Annotated in this window: 10 protein-coding genes and 4 pseudogenes; 4 read left to right on the top strand and 10 right to left on the bottom strand. The window is 44.7% G+C overall.

Going from position 1 to position 20,857, the window contains the following annotated elements:
* Positions 1–406 precede the first annotated feature (406 nt).
* Positions 407–781: a hypothetical protein gene (locus FGT79_RS19340; protein ID WP_138754480.1), complete on the top strand. Its 375-nt coding sequence runs from the start codon at positions 407–409 to the stop codon at positions 779–781.
* A 115-nt stretch (positions 782–896) separates the two neighbouring features.
* Here FGT79_RS19340 and FGT79_RS19335 read toward each other — a convergent pair whose 3' ends face one another.
* Genes FGT79_RS19335 through FGT79_RS19325 form a run of 3 tightly spaced genes read right to left on the bottom strand, consistent with a single transcriptional unit; the run spans position 897 to position 4,907 of the window.
* Positions 897–1,904 carry a FecCD family ABC transporter permease gene (locus tag FGT79_RS19335; protein ID WP_138754479.1) on the bottom strand — a complete coding sequence of 336 codons (1,008 nt, stop codon included), beginning with the start codon at positions 1,902–1,904 and terminating at the stop codon, positions 897–899.
* Positions 1,901–2,950 carry a FecCD family ABC transporter permease gene (locus FGT79_RS19330; protein WP_138754478.1) on the bottom strand — a complete coding sequence of 350 codons (1,050 nt, stop codon included), beginning with the start codon at positions 2,948–2,950 and terminating at the stop codon, positions 1,901–1,903. The genes FGT79_RS19335 and FGT79_RS19330 overlap by 4 nt, the downstream gene beginning before the upstream one ends.
* Positions 2,937–4,907 (bottom strand): AraC family transcriptional regulator, encoded by a 1,971-nt coding sequence (locus FGT79_RS19325; protein ID WP_138754477.1) that lies wholly within the window; start codon positions 4,905–4,907, stop codon positions 2,937–2,939. Before FGT79_RS19325 ends, FGT79_RS19330 begins: the two co-directional genes overlap by 14 nt.
* 801 nt (positions 4,908–5,708) lie before the next feature.
* Between FGT79_RS19325 and FGT79_RS19320 the strand changes: the two genes are divergently transcribed.
* Positions 5,709–6,710 (top strand): hypothetical protein, encoded by a 1,002-nt coding sequence (locus FGT79_RS19320; RefSeq protein ID WP_138754476.1) that lies wholly within the window; start codon positions 5,709–5,711, stop codon positions 6,708–6,710.
* Between the two features lie 74 nt (positions 6,711–6,784).
* Here FGT79_RS19320 and FGT79_RS19315 read toward each other — a convergent pair.
* A pseudogene (locus FGT79_RS19315) lies at positions 6,785–7,586 on the bottom strand (IS5 family transposase).
* A gap of 69 nt (positions 7,587–7,655) precedes the next feature.
* On the opposite strand from FGT79_RS19315, the gene FGT79_RS19310 reads away from it, so the two are divergent.
* The gene (locus FGT79_RS19310; protein ID WP_138754475.1) at positions 7,656–8,441 is read left to right on the top strand and encodes a hypothetical protein; all 786 of its coding nucleotides are present in this window, start codon (positions 7,656–7,658) and stop codon (positions 8,439–8,441) included.
* Positions 8,442–8,738: 297 nt separating this feature from the next.
* Here FGT79_RS19310 and FGT79_RS32605 read toward each other — a convergent pair.
* The 4 genes and pseudogenes from FGT79_RS32605 to FGT79_RS31970 form a co-directional block, all read right to left on the bottom strand.
* A pseudogene (locus FGT79_RS32605) lies at positions 8,739–9,083 on the bottom strand (IS3-like element ISPpr7 family transposase); the annotation flags it as partial.
* A gap of 967 nt (positions 9,084–10,050) precedes the next feature.
* Positions 10,051–11,103 carry a nucleotidyltransferase-like protein gene (locus tag FGT79_RS19295; protein ID WP_138754473.1) on the bottom strand — a complete coding sequence of 351 codons (1,053 nt, stop codon included), beginning with the start codon at positions 11,101–11,103 and terminating at the stop codon, positions 10,051–10,053.
* Positions 11,069–11,707 carry a Cap15 family cyclic dinucleotide receptor domain-containing protein gene (locus tag FGT79_RS19290; protein ID WP_138754472.1) on the bottom strand — a complete coding sequence of 213 codons (639 nt, stop codon included), beginning with the start codon at positions 11,705–11,707 and terminating at the stop codon, positions 11,069–11,071. The genes FGT79_RS19295 and FGT79_RS19290 overlap by 35 nt, the downstream gene beginning before the upstream one ends.
* Before the next feature lie 377 nt (positions 11,708–12,084).
* A pseudogene (locus tag FGT79_RS31970) lies at positions 12,085–12,282 on the bottom strand (transposase); the annotation flags it as partial.
* On the opposite strand from FGT79_RS31970, the pseudogene FGT79_RS19280 reads away from it, so the two are divergent.
* Positions 12,268–12,394 (top strand): annotated as a pseudogene (locus FGT79_RS19280) (IS30 family transposase); the annotation flags it as partial. The pseudogenes FGT79_RS31970 and FGT79_RS19280 sit on opposite strands and share 15 nt — an antisense overlap.
* A gap of 301 nt (positions 12,395–12,695) precedes the next feature.
* On the opposite strand, the gene FGT79_RS19275 reads toward FGT79_RS19280, so the two are convergent.
* Both FGT79_RS19275 and FGT79_RS19270 read right to left on the bottom strand, forming a co-directional pair.
* On the bottom strand, positions 12,696–17,714 hold the full coding sequence (locus FGT79_RS19275; RefSeq protein ID WP_138754471.1) for an InlB B-repeat-containing protein: 5,019 nt from the start codon (positions 17,712–17,714) through the stop codon (positions 12,696–12,698).
* 192 nt (positions 17,715–17,906) lie between these two features.
* Positions 17,907–20,465, bottom strand: a complete 2,559-nt coding sequence (locus FGT79_RS19270; protein WP_138754470.1) for a winged helix-turn-helix domain-containing protein — start codon at positions 20,463–20,465, stop codon at positions 17,907–17,909.
* Between the last annotated feature and the right edge of the window lie 392 nt (positions 20,466–20,857).

Below are 20,857 nucleotides of genomic sequence, written 5' to 3'. Positions count from 1 at the left end.
AAAGAATAATGAAAGAACCTCTCTGCTTGAGCAACAAGGGCTCTAGTACACGCGAATGATATAATCCGAACGTAGCAATATAGTCAAATTCAGGTGTACTTTCATTCTCCTCACAGAAAAAAAGAGAAGACGAGCTCTCCCCTAAGAGAAAACTCGTCTGATTATAATCATTATGTTTTTTTCAGTCTGATATCGCTGTAAACCCAAGCATATATAGGAGGCTGCCTGCAATGAGCAATCTCCTTTTTAATAGAAAAAACACGATAGAAATAGACATACAATTCGAAATTCTAAATATAGTTACTTCTTCCAAATGGTGATATGTTTAATCCGAGAGCTCTCTGCAAAGGTACATACCTGTTTCGGCCGACACGGGTAAAACGAACCTTACTAGGAGGAATGAATAATGAAGAAGATGTTTTCGCTTATCATGGTCATCGGCTTACTGCTTGGGATCGCTTCCCAAGCGAGCGCAGCCAATGGGGTTTATGTGTTTAACCCTTATCCGAATAGCATCGGTGCGGTTCCGAATTATATCGGCATTACGAAGCCAATGGGGGCTTACCAGTACGAGCTCCACATTCAGGAGACGAACAACGGAACAAGAAGCTACTATTCGGGCTTTAATTACATGCCATCCAGCGGATACGACATTAATCATACGCTGCCGAACAGTACGAAGATTATGCTGCAAGGCGGTACTTACAATATTCTCGCATTGGTTTATAACAGTTCGGGGGCTCTTATCGGCAGGGATGTAGTCAAGGTTACTTTCATATAATTTCGTAAGGAATACATTGCCCCGGAATTACAATTTCTTGCAGACTGGCTCTTATTCATTCGGGGTCAGTCTATTTCCCTTCGAGCACGCTCAGAGGCTTTTGACTCATCGTTATTTATTTTGAGCGCATCAACAAAAATAGAAAATAAGGCACACTCAGCATCGTGACAATAATACCTGCTGGAATATCCGACTTAAAACTGACCGTTCGCGCAATCGTATCTGCTGTAAGCAGCAATATCGCGCCAATTAGCGCTGAAGCTGGCAGAAGCACTTTGTAGTCGTGACCTACCAGCCTGCGAGCCACATGCGGACTAATCAATCCAATAAAGAAGATCGAACCACCGAGCGCTACACAACCAGAAGCAATGCCAACAGCGGCAATCGCCAAGCGCATAAATTTCCGTTTTACAGCGACTCCTACTCCTATCGAGATCTCATTGCCTAGCACCAAGACGTTCAACGTCCGAAAATTGGCATAAAGATACGCGAATAGCAATAATACCCACGGTGCCAGCAAGCTGATATAAGACCACTTGTCTCCCCATAGGTATCCTGCTTGCCAACGCTGCGCAAACTCATACTTCTGGTCATCAAGCTTTAAGGTCAGAAATAACGACAGAGCACTTAACCCCATATTAATCGCAACACCCGTCAAGACAAGTCGTGTAGAGGAAATCATACGACGCTTTCTATAAGCTAGAACATAGATCAGGGCTGCTGCCAGCAAACCACCCACGAATGCCATGGATGGCAGCAATAAGGTCATAGCGGCGCCTTGAATGCTTATCGTTGAGATCATCAGCAACACCATAAGACCTGAGCCTGAGCTAATGCCAAGCATGCCGGGATCAGCCAGATCATTGCGCAAGAGCGCCTGCATAACCGTACCGGCCAGTGCCATCCCAAATCCAACAAGCATCGCTAATACGATCCGAGGAAGGCGAAACTTAAACACAACGAGATGATGCTCTTCCGGGCCTTGTCCAAGCAACACTTGAAAAACGTCAAGCGGATTAAGGGACATTTTTCCCATATTAAGACTAAGAATAGCTCCGGCAAGAAGCAGTATGGAGAGAAAAACCATCCATATTGTCGCCTTATAGGATTTAACAGCCCTCATTTGATCGCTCTCCTCTCTTTGCTCGCAATTAGCAAGAAGAAAGGAACGCCAATCATTGCAAAAATAATGCCCAGTGCCGTCTCTGCCGGGCGGTTAATCAGCCTGCCTGCGATATCCGCCACAACCATAAGCGCGCCTCCATAAATGGCTGATGCTGGAATAATATAACGATAATCTACGCCTACAAAAAAACGCATGATATGCGGCACAATCAGTCCTACAAAACCGATTGGTCCTACAAGCGCAACAGCTACACCTGCAAGTAAAAGAACCGCAAGCGTAGCTATCATTTTAACGAGAACAATTCGTTGCCCGAAGCCTTTCGCTATCTCTTCACCCAAGCTTAAAACCGTGATAGAACGTGAAATGAATAGCGACAATGCCAGCCCGCCTAAGACCCAGGGAACAACTAGCTTGATTTCCGACCATGTCGCTCCTGCCACACTACCCGATGTCCAATAAGCAAGGGCACGACCAATTCCATAGTTTAATGAAATAAATGATCCCAAAGCGCCAAATAGCATCGTAAATGATATTCCAGCTAGCACCAGTCGTTGAGGTGTCATTCCTGAGCGATTCAATGAAGCCGCAAAATACGTCAATCCTGCGCCAAGTCCTGCGCCAATAAAGCTAATGAGCAATGTTGTCGTCTGCAGTTGCCCTGGGAAGAAAGCGAGTGAAACAGCCATTGCAAAAGCTGCACCTGCATTTACTCCCATTAATCCCGAATCAGCTAACGGATTTCTCGTATAGCCTTGCATGACCGCTCCTGCTACTGCAAGACACATGCCCGCAATAAGATCAGCCGCCGTACGCGGAATACGAAGGGCATGGATAATCTGATGCTCGGTCAGTTCAGGATCAAATTTAAAAACTGCTGTCCATGCCGTTTTCAGGCTCATGGAAGCAGATCCAAAAGAGATAGAAGCTGCTACCGAAAGCAGCAGCAGCAATATCCCGATGAGTAAAAACAGTACGAAATACGATTTTCCCTTTAAATGAGGAATATCAGTTGTTCTATCATCTAGCTTTTTACTTTTTTTCATACGCTGACACTAGCTTCTCAACTACAAAATCAAGCTGCTTATCCAGAGAGTAGATATCGGAATAATAAGAGAAATCAAATCCAATTTCGATCGCTCTACCCTCTTTGACTGCTGGAATGCTGTTCCAAATTGGATTTTCCGACAAATCATCCGCCCCATCCCATACCGAGCGGAACACGACGTCGCCTATATACTCAGGCAACACTTCTAAGGAAACAAACCCTCCAGTAGCCTTCTCTCTTCCATCAATCTTCTTCTGAATAATTTCAGGTGCTTTCAGCCCTAAATATTCATAAATGATTTGAGAACCCCTTCCGTAAAGCTTGCTATCAATAACCGCCATCTCTTTCTGGCCGCCCTCGATTATGGTTATGGTCTTATCCAAAATTCCAAGTTCATCAAGCTTCTGCTTACTCGTCTCCACCTTTTTGTGGAAATCATCTAATAGAGCTTTTGCCTCCTGCTCCTTGCCGAATACCTCGCCAATCTTCATAATGCGTTCATCCGTCGACATTTTTTCATAAGGAATAGGAACCGTTGGTGCTATATCCTTAAGTATTTCGTAAGTTTCATCAGAAGCAGCTATGATTAAGTCCGGCTTTACTGCCATAATAGCCTCTGGATTAGGCTCATACCATGAGCCTAGGTTCTCGATCCCCGCCAGCTCTTCTGCAAAGGCAGCTCCTTCAAAGACACTTGAAGTTCCTACTGGCTTAATACCGAGAGCAACAAGATCCCCTTGAAGATATAGAACGACAACCCGCTCCGGATGAGCAGGAACGACAATATCTCCTTTCGTCGTAGAGATCGTTCTTGTCTCAGCCTCCTTAGTGGTATTGTCAGTTGCAGCTTTATTATTGGTTGATGATGCAACTTCAGGAGCTTTGGATCCATTAGCATTCGTGGCATTAGAACCAACGTTTGCAGTTCCACATGCACTTAAAAGCAAGGTAAGGCTGAGCAGCATCGCTACAATAAAACTTGATGTCTTTGTTATTCTCATTGGTGAAGACCCTCCGATTGTTTTGTTGTGATAATGATTATCATCTTCAAACACATTATATCGAGAGGATATGTTCTCGCCAATGGAGAATCCGACGGCGGTAAATGGACGATTGTCAGATGAACTCATCTGCCTGCTTTCCTTGCGGAATCGAATAGGAGATTGACCATTATATTTACGGAACAAACGACTAAAATAATAGACGTCGCTATAGCCAACTTCTTCTGCAATATCGCGAAGAGGAGCTTCAGTGCAGCGTAATAGCTCTTTGGCATGCTGAAGCCGAAAGCGTATCATATATTCAATCAAGCTGACCCCCTTCTCTCCCTTAAAGCGCGACGATAAATGACGCGGGCTGTAATTAAATTGCTCGGCTATCGATTCAAGTGATAAATTGTGACGATGATGCTCCTCGATATAACGAACAACCTGCCCGATAACATCAGGTTGCCTGAGATTAATTCCATCCTTTATAAATTGCTTCATTAATTCATGTACGAACTGATAGAACAAGCCTTTAACTTGAATTCTATCCACCAGGCTTCCTTGTCCCCAGATTTGTTCCATTGCCATTAGTTGATAGTGCAATGGCAATGGCTCCACGGACTCGAAGCCATACTGCATCCGAAATGGATTGCTGCGTTCCAAAAGTCTTGCTAAATCCTTTCTTCCTGGCAACGAGGCTCTATAGAATAATAGATAATATTCAAACAGCTCCCCTGCCTCTATGCTTAGTCTCATACCTTTGCCACCATGCACGATAAAGTGACGGTCTGCGTCATAATCTATTCCGTTGAGGTTCAAACCGGCCGTCCCCCGCACAGTGTAGATAAATCCACATGCAGGTAATATATAGCCCTGCAGCTTGTCCCCTGGTTCCATCACCGTATGCCGAATATCCAATACTTTAACATCAGCATGATTCCATGCGACAATATGGTCTTCCAGCTTCATGTTTGCCTTTCACTCCGATCTGACCCACAATCTATTTAAGTTGATTTCATTTTAAAATATTGATAATGATTATCAATTAGTAGTATTAGGCAGATCCTCTATTTTGTCAATCGCTGTTTACAATCATATATTCCTTGCGAGAGCTCTCTGCGAAGGAACATGCCCATTTCGGTCGGAATGGGTAAGACGAACCTTACTAGGAGGAACCTACCCTATTATCGCTTTGGTTTATAACAGTACGGGGGCTCTCATCGACAGGGATGTAGTCAAGGTTATTTTCGTATAATTTCGCAAGAAATCTACTCTACCGCAATCGTGATTTCTTATAGACTGGCCCTCATTCGTTCGGGTCCAGTCTTTTTCACTTTACTTGCGTCTATGCTCCCTTTTAGTACGTACACACGGCCATAAGCCGCCACGACCCTAGGGCTACATGGCGGCTTATTTATCGTTAAGATACTGTTATACCTTCTTTAGGTTCGCTTCGTCACCGACAGCTATCGGATTCCCCTCATAACTAATCCAATCGCTCCAGTTGTCATCTGTTCCATGACAATATATGCAGGAGATTCATTGATTAAAACAAAGCAAAAAGATATTGAGATAGGTCTTTGATTCAATTATTTTGTCTCAGTCAATAAGACGTGATTTCCGTGAAGAAAAACACCTATTTCATTATGATAGATTACATTGTAATACTTTCACCCTGTTAATCAAGATTAAACAGACTTATAGTTAATGATAGATAAAGAGCATCATGGTATTATGACATTAAGTGAACCAATATAAAGGAGTGTATCTATGAATACTCAACTCACATATCTTAAAGTTGGAAAATCTCATTACATAGACAACAGTAATAATTTTAATATGGTTTACATTTGCTTATGTGCTGCTCTATCATTTCACAAATCATTAATCGGGTTATCTGAATTAAGAGCTTTAGAGTCTGTAAAGGATATAGAAACAGCTGGAGGATTAAGAATCAGTAGAGCAGTTACCACATACTACACTGTTTATCATTTATTCGTTTCATTAATGCTTATCAATCAGCAATATAAAATAGAGGTTCCAAAAAAATTCTGTTCCAATGGTATCGTAAAATTAGGAGTAGACTTTGATGACTTATCAAACCCATCAGAAATGCCTAGTGTATGGAATAAATTCGGTGAATTAGAACAAGATCTCTCCACATTAATAGCTCACAAAAACATCAAAGATTATTGTGAGGAACTGCGAATAGATATCACTAATCTAGATGAAGTACAAAGAGTTTTATATGAAAATTTCGTACATGCTGATTCTCAAAAACCTAACGAGAGTATTAAAGGACTTTATGAAAAAATTTGTTATATTCGAGATAGAGCAATCTACAGGCCATCTAATGTAATTAATAGAAATGGAGGTAATATTCAAACTTCAAAACATGTTCGTATAGAAATAGAAAGTTTGCCTAATGCGGAATATTTGTTTAACGTCATTAAAGAAATCTATAGGCAAGTACTACTTAAATCAGACATCGAAGGGAAAAGCCTCTATAAATCTTTTTCTTCTCTTCTTTGGGCTACTCATGTCTCGTTTGATGAGGATGAAGCCATGGAATTAGGATTTGATAAGTCTAGCATTGAAAAATACAAATTCATGAAGGATTCAAACAAGGAGGAGCTCAGTTTTAGTACATATATTACACATTTAATGGAATTAGTAGATCATAAACGTCTTCATGCTGATTTAGATAATATCTGGGATGTACTAATAAAGTCAACGAAAAATCATTATGGTACTAGTGAATGGCACTATTAGACATCGACTAATTACAAAATTACAATTTATCACCTTAAAATCTAATACAAATCGTGCTATTATTACTAAGGAATCTAGGACGCGTCTGAAAACTCATTATTAGACAATTTGAAGATGGCAGCTATATATACAAACGACATGAATGACTTGGCTAACTTGTCGTAACGAGTAGCCATACGGCGGAAGTGTTTGATTTTATAAAAAAAGACTCAACCAATTGCCGTTCCTTGTAACGATACCAATCGACTTTCCATCGATTTTGACTATTCGCTTTAGGTTGAATAGTGTAAAACGCCTGCTTAGCCGTAATCCAATTTCGAATCGTTTCTGAGCCATAGGCTTTGTCGCCAAGAATGCGGCTTCCCGTAATATCGAGCTCCTGGAGCAAATCGATCGCTGGACCGGTATCATAAACTTGACCCCCGTCAGAAGAAAAGCGAGAGGATTTCCTAAACTATCGACTACCGTATGAAGTTTAGTTGTCTTACCGCCACGACTGATGCTGATATGTTGATTTACCTCGTGTCCTTCTGGTTTTTTTAGCACCGGCACTGCGTTGATGGGCTTTAACCGATGTAGAATCAATACTCAAATTTTCATAATCTGGTTCTACGTGAAGTGCTTCGATGATAGCGCCAAGTAATTCCATTTCTCTCCATTTGCATAAACGGCTTTCCATGAACCATAACGTTCTTCTGGCAAATCACGCCAAGCAGTACCACTACGAGCAATCCAAAGAATGGTATTGAACATCGTGCGATTACTTGATTTTGACGGACATCCTGTTTGATAGGTAGTGAACTTATCTTTAATTTTTTCCCATTGTTCATCACTTAGTTCATACCTTCTTTGAATTATGGTGGATGCTCCAATCATTTTATCAAATCATACCACAAAGTCTTTTAGTTTTCAGACACATCCTAGAATATATAAGGAGCTACAACAATGATTCAAAGATCATTACTTCGAGTACTTATTATTTGTATACTAATGATTGCACAAATTCAAAAACCAATATTCGCCGAACCATCCGCAAAGCTCTCACCTTTGGCTACTTCTATCAACGATATCAACAAAGTTGTAGAAACAATTCCTCCTACTGATTCTAGCCCCAACCAGAATGAAGTTCAGATTCGTGATGTTTATGATGCCTTATTAAAAACAAAAGATGATAAGATCATACTGTTGTCAAACATAATTAACTGGCTTCTGGCTGGAGCGGCAAGTTTGCTTATTTTAGTCACTGGTTTTTTCGGATGGCTAAATAAAAAAATAAAGAAACAAAAAAGTGAAGTGGATACATTGATCGTCTCACTCAAATTAAAGGAAGAAGAGATAGCTCAGACTCAGCAAAAGATCGATTCATTCCTCAATTCAATACAGTTTACAGAAAAGTTAGAACAAATAGAAACGGCCTTAGATAAGGTAAATAATTTAGTTCATAGGTGGGAACAAGAAGAGATTGAAAGAAAAATCGATTTCGAAAAAAGAAGAAGAGATCGTCTTATTAATTGGGTCGGGGACAGACTTCGTTGGTTTTCCGTTTACAATAAAATGCACGAACGTATTAATAATGTTAGGGATGAGTTAATTTTCGAAGAATTAAAAGCTTTCGAGAATCTCACACAAGAGGAGAAAGAAACATGGACTGACCAAGAATTGGAAGCTCTAAGTAGCCGTGGTTCGGTATTAATTCAAAAATATAGACAGCCTACAGATGAATTGATTTAGTTGCACTTCCAATACTAGTATCAAAATCCTAATAGTGTATTATTTTATTCATTGTTGACTTTACGTTGATGTATGCTTCCACCTGCATAAGATGTTGGCTTTATTGCTGAGTCAGATTCGAGGTTCATGGTAGGTAAACATTCTAAAAATAAAAGTAGAGCCAGTAGCCACTCTCCATGAACTGGTCCCTTAGTCAAGGACACATTTAAAAAAGAGTGTTAGGTGACACATAAGAGATGATTCCTGTATTCGGTGTTTGTCAAGATAGTTGTCGTGATCTCATGAAAAAAGTAACGATTAATTTACAGCATTTTGCCCAGCTTGTATAGATTTCACTTTTTCGGGGTTTAGCCACACTTCTTCTTCTAAACTCCAGTTGCGGGTACTTCCACACCAACGTGTTGGATGTAAGGCTTTTGCTGCTTCATAGACCTGTTGTCGTTTCTCAAATATCTGTTTCGCTAGTCCTTGGTGTTTTTGGTTAGGCTTCAGAAAATTAAGCCCATTGGTACAATGCTCTGCATTGTACCAATGTACAAAACGCAGCAACCATTCACGAGCTTTATGTATGTTCTCAAAGCCGTTTATGGGGTATTCAGGACGATACTTACATGTTCGGAATATGGATTCCGCATAGGGGTTGTCATTACTCTTCTAGAAGGTGTAATACCAAGACTATACAGCATTTCTAGCAGACTTGAGCCCTTCATGGGACTTCCATTGTCTGAATGTAACACGAGGGGACTTTTGCGGATCAGACATTTCTTACTTAGTACGGTTCTATGGATTAATTGGCTTGCATGCTCTGCGGATTCTTCCTCCCAAATTTCCCAGCCACGATTTTTCGGCTAAATAAATCGATGACAATATAGAGATAGAAATAGAAGCCTTTCACAGGGCCTGCAAGCTAGGTAATATCCCACATCCAGACTTGATTTGGCCCTGTTGCACAATGACTCGTCGGTAGTTTAGATGTTGGTTTTGCACTTTGCCCGCGATGATACTGTAACTTGTTTTGGGGCATGACGCGATAGAAGGTGGATTCTGATCCAATATACTTACCCTGGCACAATCTGACTAGGCGGTAAGCTCCTAAACTTAGGTTGATGGATGAGGGTAATGATTTGTTGTTGCTCGGAATCGCTAAGCTTGTTGGCTGGTGACTGTCGTTTTGCATGAGGTCGCTGATCCTCACATACGTCTTGATTTCGCCAACGTTGTAAAGTCCTTTGTGTAAGTTTAAGCGCTTTGCACGCTAAGAATTCCCTTGCACCAGCTTCTACGGCTTCCTGAATCAGTGATACGGCTAATTGACGATCTGAGGCACTGATCATTCGTCCTCTTGGTCCCCCCAGATCGCTTGGGCCTTTTTTCGCAACACGAGCAAGGCAGCTGTTTCCGCTAAGGCAGATTCCTTCCGTTGCAGCTCACGAGCGAGTACTTTCACTTCTTGTTCTTTGACGCGAAGTTCTTTTTGTAGCTTTGTAGCTTGCTCAGCAACACCGCCATTCGCTTGCATACATGGGAGAACGGTCAGATTAGAGATGAAAATAGTAATATTTATAACTCAGGCGGTATAAACTAAAAATCGCCTGAGTTATTGGTAGATCTAAGCAATAATTTCTTTGTCCAAGTTGTTACCCAAGATTTTCAAATCGTCCAACAAATCTTCGTAAATCCCCTCGAGTTCAATAATAAGTAGCCCTAAATCATTATTTGTGGCTCTGTTAGGCTCAAATATGCTTCTAGATTTGTCAGGGACCAACAAACCATTTCTGTAGACGTGGTTCTCATAAACAAATTTCATGTAGTCAAGAGACTTACGAAGTAGTTTCAGAGGTGACTTACCTATTAACAAATCGTTGTTCCCCATATGGTATATTAGTGATGCAATATCATAACTGCTCAAGTTAATTGTCTGGTCTGAATCTGCTTTAATAGTCTTTAACAATCTAACAACTTTTTTGTAATTCATCGCCGTTACACTGTCTTTATCATTTAACAACTTATTGTGATAAAAAGGTGTATTCCCAACTTGTTTTTTTTCTTTATAATCAAGAATCATAACACCCCGGTAATACTCTTTATTAGTTTGTGAATACAATATGGTGTCATACCAGTTAGATGGGACCACATCCACTTTGCGCTTCAAAGAACCGCCTTTTAAACATATTGATTTTGCGCCACTGTTATCTATATCGACCGCTGGAAAAGCCTTTTTCAATATGCCAAAGCTTTCGTCTCGTAAGTTGCATAACTCTTGTACAGGATTTCCTTTATACGGTGATGTTGTACTTTGAGGAGGCTCTAGGTTAATAAAACCGAGATGTAGTGTTAATATATCGATATCACTATGCCTTCTTATATGCGTATTATTTGTTACCGAACCTTGGTACTTAAATTCAATATTAAATCCCTTTTCTTTTAAGCCTTGAAGATGATTTTGAACCCTTTCCGCTTCAGTAAATGTGTTTTTTGTATATTCTGCATCAACGGGTAGCATGGCTCCAATAACATACTTTATTGTAGAGGCTTCCGAAAGATGTTCGTACGATTCTGTTAAAATTTCATATTTTCCTGTAATCGACTTTTTTACCAACTCATCGCCTTGTCTTCTCTTCTTTAGGCTATCTAGCCTCTTTGAGTAATCGTACTTCGCCATTTTCTTCTCTCCTTCTCAAATTCATTTCCCCATAAGTCGCTCTATCTTTAATATTGTTAAAGTAACAACCTGTTGCACTTATTTTCTTCTCATCGAATGTAAGAATACAAAAACCTTCATGTTTTTTTAGTTCCACTTCAGAAACATTTGGAGTATTTTCGTAGTGATAAGACATTTTATACCCCAATCCTGGGAAATGCTTTATACCTCCAGTTAGACTCATAGATTGGGAGGTTGATGTACCTGTCTTTATAGAAACCAGCATCTTATCCCACGTCTGTTTGATCACCACTGTACCATTCCAATGATATTGTTTTTGTTGTTTAATATTGTTGCTTAAACCAATACACTCCCATTCCCCATTCAAATTAGGAAAGTGAAGGAATTTAGAGAAAACCTTCCACTTCCATATAAAGTGATTAAAAAGAAAATACATTAATGCAAAAACGGTAAATGTACTAATAGTGAAGCTAACCACAATATTTAACTGTACTATCCATGTTTCAAGTAAGTATGTAACACCTTTACTAATAGCTCCTGATACGAGAGCAAGTATAAGTATTATTGTCTTTCTTGGGTGCCCTATTACAGAATATTCATGCATTACACCTATCACTCACCTTAATTTTTTTAGCACTCACCATCCATGAGTGCTAAAAAGAAATATACCATATTTATCAATTCAATAAAAGACTTTTTTCGAACAAGCGTTCGACATAAATCGACAATTTATGTTGATTTCCGGTTGAATAATTCGTACATTTTCATTTTTTGTTGACTTTTAAAAATAGGGCCGGTTAGCCACTCAAAAGAGGAGGGATACCTGCCTTTCTTCTTGTACGTACAAAGTTAGAGAAGCGATAAACGTGGGTTCTGTATGGTTTAACGGGAAACATATGAGCAGATGCTCGGTCCGAAGCTTCATGAAAGTATTTTCAGAGAGCGAGAATCGACTCCGTGTTGACTTCGAGCGACGGTTTGTCAAGCTAAGTGCGACACTTCGGCCATGAAAGTTTCGTGAGCGGTCTTCCAAACTAGACATTTTCGAGGACGATTGTTAATAATACGAACGGCTCCAGCCAATTCTTCATCCGTGACCTCTGCAAAGTCGTGTCCCTTGGGGAAGAATTCCCGCAGGAGACCATTGCCGTTTTCATTGGAACCCCACTGGAAACACGAGGTCGATTCCTCGTCGGAACCCCTATTAGCCAACGAGGTTCGCAAACGGGAAACCTTTGGCCATTGGGAGTTAGATACCGTTGTTTCGAGTCGAGGAAAGAGCCGCGCTTGTGCGCTCCGTAGTGAACTTACCGATCGGTGTGCTGGCAGCTCTACGCTGCAGATAAGCTTTTTGTGGCAATGATTTATACGATTCTTCAAAGCAAGATCTTTTGATCTCACGGGAAATAGTTGCGTGATGACGCCCGAGTAATCGATTTGTATCCATCCCATCCCTTGCGGAAAATGTTGCATGCTATGCTGGCGCGCTAGATAAGATTATAATATCATTATCCATTTAAGGTTAACGAGCTCCCTTGAACCCGCCTTTCGGTGAAATAGAAAAGCACCCAATCGGGTGCCATTCTTTTACCTTATTTATGAAGAGCTATCGCTTTAAGAATGACGACAGCAGCCTCTGCACGAGTGGTATTGATTTTCGCCCTAAAAGTACCATCCTCATAACCGTTAATTAACCCGTTTTCGGCTGCAGCAGCTATAGCTTCCGTTGCCCAACTGGAAACATCCGAATTGTCCAAAAAGCTGACGGGCTTACTTGAAACATCCAGCTTCAACGCGCGGACTACCATCACCGCCATTTGCTCACGAGTAATCAGATCGTTCGGACGGAAGGTATGATCTTCAAAACCGGAAACAATACCCAAAGCTGCGGCCGTACCAATCAAATCCTTAGCCCAATGGTCTGTTGTATCGTCAAAGGCGCTGCCATCCGGCGCTGTCAACCGGAGAGCCTTTACCAAGATGGAGACGAACTCAGCTCTTGTAATAGAGTCATTTGGTTTAAAGGTCCTATCCGTGTATCCGTTGATTGCCCCTGTTTGAACTAAATCTCGAATATTAGCTTCTGCCCAGTGGCCCTTAATATCGGTCAAGATTGTTTCGCTTGTCGACGGTGAGGGGATCTGAACTCGTTCCGAAACGAGAACGGCAAACTTCCCGAAATGGGTGACAGAACCGGATACAGTGGCGCTCGCTTGATCCACCTTCGCATTGTCCAGTACCACCCATTTGTTCGTTTGTTCATTTAGCCAATAGACTGCTGCTTCATTCTTGTTGAAGTCTACCTTTGACTTGTCAAAAGTAAGTCCTATCGTAACTGGCTTTATAAATTCTCCATCGCTGTTTTTCTTTACTTCGTAAACATCCCCAATCCTTTGAAGGGAAACATTTTTAGGCAATTTTGAGATATCGGCCACTTTGTCCACGGTTACTTGAATGGTTTTGTCCGTAGCCCCTTCCGGAATTGAAAACTTAACGTCGCCTAGAGTGAACTCGGCACTGAAGAATGCGCCAACCGTAAAACGATCGGATGGTGTGCTGCCTCCATCATTGCCAGCAGTAGGAGGTGTATCCGGTGTAATCGTAACTGGTGTATAGGCCACAAATTTCGTGAAGTGTTTCGTCCAAATGACAATGTCGCTGCCAACGGTGATTTTAGCTTCGCCTCCGGCTGCTATTTCACTGTCTGCCGCAGCTTGGGTGTCCTCCGAAATCGTGCCTGTGATCGGCGTAAACATGCCACCGATTACAAACCCGACCGATTTCCCCCCCATGTTCGGGATTAATAAACGCACCGCATGATCGAAGGTCAATGATACGTCCGAGGAACCTACTTCAATGACGGCGTTTACTTCGGCATTATTAACCAATACGCTGCTAGCGCTCAGTACGACCGGTAGTTTTATTATCCCGTCCCAGCTCGCGGGAGCCGTAATTTTCGTTCCTTCCGGAATTGCTACGCTCACATTGCCCAATGAAGTAGCCACTTTCACGTCTACTAGTGGCAGAGTCGCTTCTTTGTTTGATCCCACCGGTACCGGAGAGACGGCAACATTGGCATCCGTTATGCCTAAGGGAACTTCAATAGATACGGGTATGCCTGGCGTTACCAGTATCGGTGTTGCAGAATTAACCATCGAGACTGCCGCTCTTTGCACGATCAGTTTATATGTTCTTGTTGTCGTGCCATCCTGCGCAGTCACTGCCACCGTAATCGTGTTTCTTCCCACGCTCAGGCTGATCGCTTCCGAAGCCGTTCCGCTCTCCACGGCCTTACCGTTTACCGTCACTTCAGCCTTGCTATCCGCCGCCGTCGGCTTAACTTTCAGGCTGCTAACACCATTGGCCAAGCTCGCCGTATAGCTCGTTGTGTCCGACACAAACGCCGGATTCAAACTTCCATTCGACAAGCTAAGCGCAATCAGATTCGCGTTGTTGCTCGCCGGAATAGCCGTCCACTTTGCATACAGCGTCATATTGCCGCTCACCGTATCCATGCCGAAGCTCCATAGCGTCGTATAGCTTGCTTCACCGTACCAGCCCTCGAACGTATGCCCCACTCTCGTCGGGTCCGTCGGCTTCGCGATTTTCGCTCCGGAGCTTACTCCAGTTGCTGCCGCTACCGCGCTGCCTCCTTGCGTGTCGTATGTCACTGTGTACGTCGCTGCCGGAATAGCCGTCCATTTCGCATACAGCGTCATATTGCCGCTCACCGTATCCATGCCGAAGCTCCATAGCGTCGTATAGCTTGCTTCACCGTACCAGCCCTCGAACGTATGCCCCACTCTCGTCGGGTCCGTCGGCTTCGCGATTTTCGCTCCGGAGCTTACTCCAGTTGCTGCCGCTACCGCGCTGCCTCCTTGCGTGTCGTATGTCACCGTGTACGTCACTGCCGAAATAGCCGCCCATTTCGCATACAGCGTCATATTTCCCAGTACCGCATTGAACCTAGGGTCCCATGGCGTTGCATAACTTGTGTCGTTGTACCAGCCTTCAAACGTGTACCCGTCTTTCTCCGGTACGTACGGCTGGGCAGTAACATCTCCATAGCTTACTAACACGGGGATGCCGGCTCTGCCATCCTGATAATCGAACGTTACTGTGTATTTGTTGAGCTCCCATTCGTCAAAGAGGGAGAGATCATCGCTCACCGTATCGGTATCAAAGTTCCACATTTTCCCTCCACGGATATGCCAGCCCTTGAAGGTATAGTGCTCAAACGTCAGATCAGCCGGCTTTTCGAGCTTCGAGCCTGCAAAAACTTTATATGTGTTCGAGTATCCGCCGTATTCCGAGATGTAAGTGACTTCAAACATTCTCGTCCACTTCGCGTATATAGAAGTAAAACCCATCACCGTATCGGTATCGAAATCCCATAGTGTTTCAAGGCTCGCTTCCTTATACCAGCCGTTGAAATAAATCCCTTTGGATCTACTAATCGGATTCGGGGGCTTCGCGATTTTCGCTCCGCGGCTTACATGGAGCAATCGGGTCTCGAGATCACCTTCAAAGTAGCCGCTTCCTATTTCGAATGTGACCGAATACGTGCTATCCTTCCACTTCGCATACAATGTCGTATCGCCGCTGAGCGTATCGGTCTCCACGTTCCACGGCGTCTCAAGACTTGCTTCCTTGTACCAGCCGTCGAATTCGTACTCACCCTCTTTATAAGGGCCTGCCGGCATCGGGATCTTGGCTCCCGGATATAGACCAGTAATGCTGTCCACTTCGATGCCTCCGCGCACGTCGAAAGTAACCGTGTAGCCCGGCTCAGAGAACCAACCCGCATACAACGTCATATCTTTGTTCACCGGATCGGCCGAAAAGTTCCACTCCGTCGTCAGGCTTGCATCCTTATACCACCCCGTGAAGATGTACCCCGATTTGGTCGGGGTTGCCGGAGTCGGAATCGTTCCCGAATAGGTCAACTTGTCCGGAACAGCACTGCCTCCTTGCGTGTCGAAGGTGACCGTGTACACCGCTACCCACTTTCCATAGAGCGTGGTGTCGGCATTTACCGTATCCGCAGCAAAATTCCATTGTGTCGCATAGCTCGGTTCTTTATACCAGCCTTCGAGATAGTGGCCCTCCCGAGTTAGAAGGGGAATGCGAATCTTCTCCCCGGGGCCGACGCCCGTCAAGCTCGCAAACGCAGGGCCTCCCTGCGAATCGAAGGATACGGTGTAACTCTGGCCCTCCGTCCACTTTGCATACAGCGTCATACTCTTGTTCACAATATCCGTCTCGAAGTACCATGGCGTTACATAGCTCGCTTCGCTGTACCAGCCCGCGAAGGTGTAGCCCTCTCTGACCGGAGAAACCGGAGCGCTGATTGGTCCTTTCGTGACGCCGGTTAGATATGCGATCGTGCCGCTGCCACCCTGCGCTTCGAAGACGATTGTGTAGGCTTGAACCCACTTCGCGTACAGCGTGAGGTCCGATTCAACTATATCCGTGTCGAAATGCCATTTTTTGCTGTAACTCGAATCGGCATACCACCCCAAGAAAGAGTGGCCCTCACGGGTCGTAATCGGCTCGCTAATCGTGGTGCCCGGCATGACGTCCGTCAAGCCCGCGACCGGACTGCCTCCCTGCGAATTGAAGGTTACCGCAGCTGCCGGCCTCGTTACTGTCAACGTGTAGGATCCCTGCGTCGTTCCGTCTTCCGCTGTTACCATAATCGCAATCGTATTGCTTCCCACATTCAGAGCAATCGGTCTCGATGCTCCGCCGTTTGGCGACGCTTCTCCGTCTACCTTGATTGTTGCAAATTCACTTCGCGTCGTCGGCGTAACCGAAATACTGCCCACGCCGCTCGTTACGCTTGCCGCGAATTTCGAATTGTCCGTCGAATCCCTCGCAATCGTGCCGCTAGATATTGTCAAAGCGTTTAAATAAGCATCCGAAGCGGCCAATCGTTTGACCTTAACCGTGTAGATTCTCGTTGTCGTGCCGTCTTGGGCCGTCACCTTCACCGTAATCGTGTTCGTACCCAAGCTCAGATCGACGGAATTATCCTTGCCGCTTGCCGCCGGTATTCCGTTTATCGTCACCGTGGCCGCGATATCCGACAAATCCGGCTTCACAAGAAGCCTGCCCATGTCGGTAACGGAGCCTATGTCGTAATTAGGCAAACTCGAGTTGAATCCTAAACCAAACGGTCTCTTGTCTTCCGTAGTTACGTTCAAAAAGCTCAGCTTCGCGTCGCTGCCCGGAAGCCCCGCACGGATTACCGTCAAGGTGTGGTTTCTCTGCGCACCGTCTTCCGCCTTGACCAGAATTGCAATTGTATTAACGCCAACATCCAGGGCGATCGCCTCCGAAGCGCTGCCGCTGTCCACATCCTTAGCGTTTACCTGAATTGTCGCTTTGCTGTCCTGCGCCGTAGGCGTAACCGTGATTTCACTCACATCGTTCGCCACGTCTGCGTAGTAACTCAAAAATAACGCGTCCGACTTATCCTCGTAAGCCGTTCCGCCGGACATCGTCAATCCGCTTAGAAACGCATTAGCGTTCGCGGCTGAAGCATACGAGGGAAGTAATCCCGCTAGCATGCACAATACCGTGAATAAATAAAAACCGCGCTTCATCATGTAGTCTCAACACTCCTCTTACAATCGTCATTAAACCTGTCTTCTATTATAAAAGAAAGACTAATAGATTTGACCCGCCCTTTCGGGTAGGTCGGCAACACTAAATCGGGTAGGCTTTTTATCGCTGCACGCTCTGCCGAACGCATAAGAGACAGTACCTATAGGCACTGTCTAAGAGCTTTATCCCCGCTATTATCGCCTCAAACCGGATGCCGGTGCTGCTTTGACTCGTTGAATCGCTTGCACCCGATTATGTACCCCTAACTTGCGATAGACATTCTTTACATGGAACTTTACCGTGTCCAGGGTAATACTTAGTTGATCGGCTATCTCCTTATAGATCAAGCCCTCCGTGAGCAAAACAAGCACCTGCTCTTCCTTCTCAGTCAGCACATCATCCGGCAAAAGCTTATTGGACCGACCATTGCCAGCAGCTTCAAGAAGCAGGCGGATATATTTCAATTGCGACGGTGACATCGCAGCATCTTGCCGTTCGTTTAGAAGATCGTCCAGCATTTCAACCATCAGCGGACCCTCGTCGAGGAAACTGCGAATATAGCCCGCCGGTTCCGAGAGCTGCAAGGCGCTTTGCAAGGGAGCAAACGCCGCTTCAGGACGATCGGATTGCCGAAGCACCAAACTCTGTACGATCTTCAGCTTGATTCGGCCCCGCAAACGATTCTCCTTGTCTGCCAGATGCTCCAGTTGTTCGAGCAATTGCTGTGCGTCCTCTGTCCGGTCGTTCGCTGCAAGAACTCTTGCCAGAACCAGATACTCTTCGTAATGGCGGTCCGAGACTTCATCAGAAGGCGACATCCCACTCTGCTCCAACCAATCGTATGCTTCCCGTGGCTGCCCCTGATTTAGGAAAAGCCGGGCTTGCTCCGCTATGATTCTCTTCCAAATAACTTGCCGATCGGGCGAATCGACGCTCGAGCCGAACTGGCCAAGCCATTCGACCGCTTGACATCCACTTTCCACCGCCTGTTGAAGCCCAGATGAGACAATACCGAGCTGAATCCAAATCCATACGTTGGTCCGCAGATCCTCTCGGCTCATCGCTTGTCTGAGATATGACTCCGCCTCTTCCAACCGGTTCCACTCGTATAGAAGCAGGACATACGACAAATACAGGTAGCCGATATGCGGATAGACTCTTTTCTTCTCCCAAGCCTTAATCCACTTCAGCAGAAATTGTTCCACCTCGCGAAGTTCGTCAGTCAGCGAAAGAAGATCCATAAACCCTTCATGCCCCTGATACCGTTTGCTTGATGATTGCTGGAAACTGCTTCCCTCCGGCAAATACAGCTCCGACAGCTCAAAATAGCGTGAGGTCAGCGGCAAGTTCTGCTGTAAATACGAGAAAATCCCGCCTAGATAATAGAGATTGCCAATCAACTGATTCCATTCGGGCTCAGGGATAAAGGCTTTCATGGCTTGGAACCGCTTTTCTGCTTGTTCGATCCTGTGCAGCCCTTGACTCCATTTTCCATCCATCAATAATTTAGAGATGTAGAACAATTCGAACGTCGGCTTGTGTGCGTAGCTGCTCTCCGGCAAAGACGCAATCCATCTTAAAAGCACATTGCTCTTCAATAATAGGAGAGCCGGCATAATACGTTCGATAAGCCGAACGGCGTCCTCTGACTGCTGCGCCTTTATGTAATGCTCCACCGCCTCCTCGTAGAGCCTTTCAGCTTCATGCCAAATCGCAGCCCGACGATGAGATTGTTTCCACAGCTCCGGATGTTCCTTGGCGCTCAGTTGCTGCAGAAACTCGGCCAAAAGATGGTGATACCGGAACCAATAGCGCTGTTCGTCCAAAGGAATAATAAACAAATTCAACTGCTCTAATCGCTCAAGTTGGCCCTGGCTGTCGGTTTGTCCCGTTACCGCAGCGCACAACTCCCCGTTCATACGGCTCAGAACGGAGGTGGATAGCAGGAATCTCCGCAAGGGTTCCGGCAAGTCCCCGAATACTTCTTCCAATAAATAATCGGAGATTTGACGCTGTCGGCCGTTGAACTGACGAATGGTATCTGCGATATTGCCGCTTCGTTTCAGCGTGATGGCCGCAAGCTGAAGTCCGCTCACCCAGCCCTCCGTTTGTTTAAATAATGTGACGACTTGCTGCTTCGTTAGCGATAAGTCCGTCGTCTCCCGGAAGAAAACAATACCCTCCTCCAGCTCGAATCGCACGTCCTCGATTCTAATGACATGCATCTCGCCTTTTGCAAGAAGCCTGGTCGTGGGAAAAGGCAACTCGGTACGACATGCGATATAGATATGGACATGCTGAGGCAGATGTTGCAGCATATATCTGATCGATTCGTTGACAGGTGCATTGTAAATGACATGGTAGTCGTCCAGAATCAGAACAAAATCGCTGTCAATCGTGCTAAGTTCATTTAAAAACGCCGCAATGGCGGAATCAATGGAAGCCGCCGACTCCTGTTCTAGCAGAAAGCCTATTGATTCACCGAAACGAGGCAGCCTTTCTCGTATGGACGCCATAATACAGCTCCAGAATGCGCTCCAATCGTTATCGTACTTATCCAGCGAAACCCAGGCAACCAGAGAGCCGCATTGCCGCGCCCATTCGCTTAATACTGTCGTTTTGCCGTAGCCGGCTTGGGCAGACAGCAACGTCAGCTTGACCTCCATGCCTTCCTCCAGTTTTCGCGTCAGCCGAGGCCTTTCGATCAGTGCTTTTCGCGCAGGGGGAATAAGAAATTTTGTGCTTCTAATCATGATTGATTCCTCCGTAAGCTGATTAATCCATTTATATATTCGGTATTCGATATATTTTGACAATTATCCTTTTTATTCTCTAAATAATGACTCAACCTCAGTGTCGGTGTTTGACATGCAATGAACGGACACCATGTACTTCTGTCAAAGCAGTTGACACTGTAAATTGGTCAATTCGTAAAATTTATATGACTGTAATATAGTGCCAAACAGCTCAGCCACGCGGAGCGTGAACACCTCCTTAAATGGCTCCGGCATGCGGTGCAGCACGTGATGCAGCGCTGTCGCCTGCTCTCTTTTCACAAGATCGGCTGCAAAATCACCCTGGCTCTGGGGCGCAGCCTGCTGCATCCGCTGCTGTTGACTGCTGCGGCGCTCCCTGCTTCCTCGCT

This window comes from Paenibacillus sinopodophylli (assembly GCF_005930355.1).
Taxonomy (GTDB): Bacteria; Bacillota; Bacilli; order Paenibacillales; family Paenibacillaceae; genus Pristimantibacillus; species Pristimantibacillus sinopodophylli.
The sequence above is the reverse complement of the archived record's forward strand: the minus strand, read 5'-3'. Positions and strand labels throughout refer to the sequence as shown.

Excerpts from the sequence above, each read along its gene's own strand:
- FGT79_RS19340 (WP_138754480.1), top strand. The coding sequence starts at position 407 with ATGAAGAAGATGTTTTCGCTTATCATGGTCATCGGCTTACTGCTTGGG.
- FGT79_RS19335 (WP_138754479.1), bottom strand. The coding sequence starts at position 1,904 with ATGAGGGCTGTTAAATCCTATAAGGCGACAATATGGATGGTTTTTCTC.
- FGT79_RS19330 (WP_138754478.1), bottom strand. The coding sequence starts at position 2,950 with ATGAAAAAAAGTAAAAAGCTAGATGATAGAACAACTGATATTCCTCAT.
- FGT79_RS19325 (WP_138754477.1), bottom strand. The coding sequence starts at position 4,907 with ATGAAGCTGGAAGACCATATTGTCGCATGGAATCATGCTGATGTTAAA.
- FGT79_RS19320 (WP_138754476.1), top strand. The coding sequence starts at position 5,709 with ATGAATACTCAACTCACATATCTTAAAGTTGGAAAATCTCATTACATA.
- FGT79_RS19310 (WP_138754475.1), top strand. The coding sequence starts at position 7,656 with ATGATTCAAAGATCATTACTTCGAGTACTTATTATTTGTATACTAATG.
- FGT79_RS19295 (WP_138754473.1), bottom strand. The coding sequence starts at position 11,103 with ATGGCGAAGTACGATTACTCAAAGAGGCTAGATAGCCTAAAGAAGAGA.
- FGT79_RS19290 (WP_138754472.1), bottom strand. The coding sequence starts at position 11,707 with ATGCATGAATATTCTGTAATAGGGCACCCAAGAAAGACAATAATACTT.
- FGT79_RS19275 (WP_138754471.1), bottom strand. The coding sequence starts at position 17,714 with ATGATGAAGCGCGGTTTTTATTTATTCACGGTATTGTGCATGCTAGCG.
- FGT79_RS19270 (WP_138754470.1), bottom strand. The coding sequence starts at position 20,465 with ATGATTAGAAGCACAAAATTTCTTATTCCCCCTGCGCGAAAAGCACTG.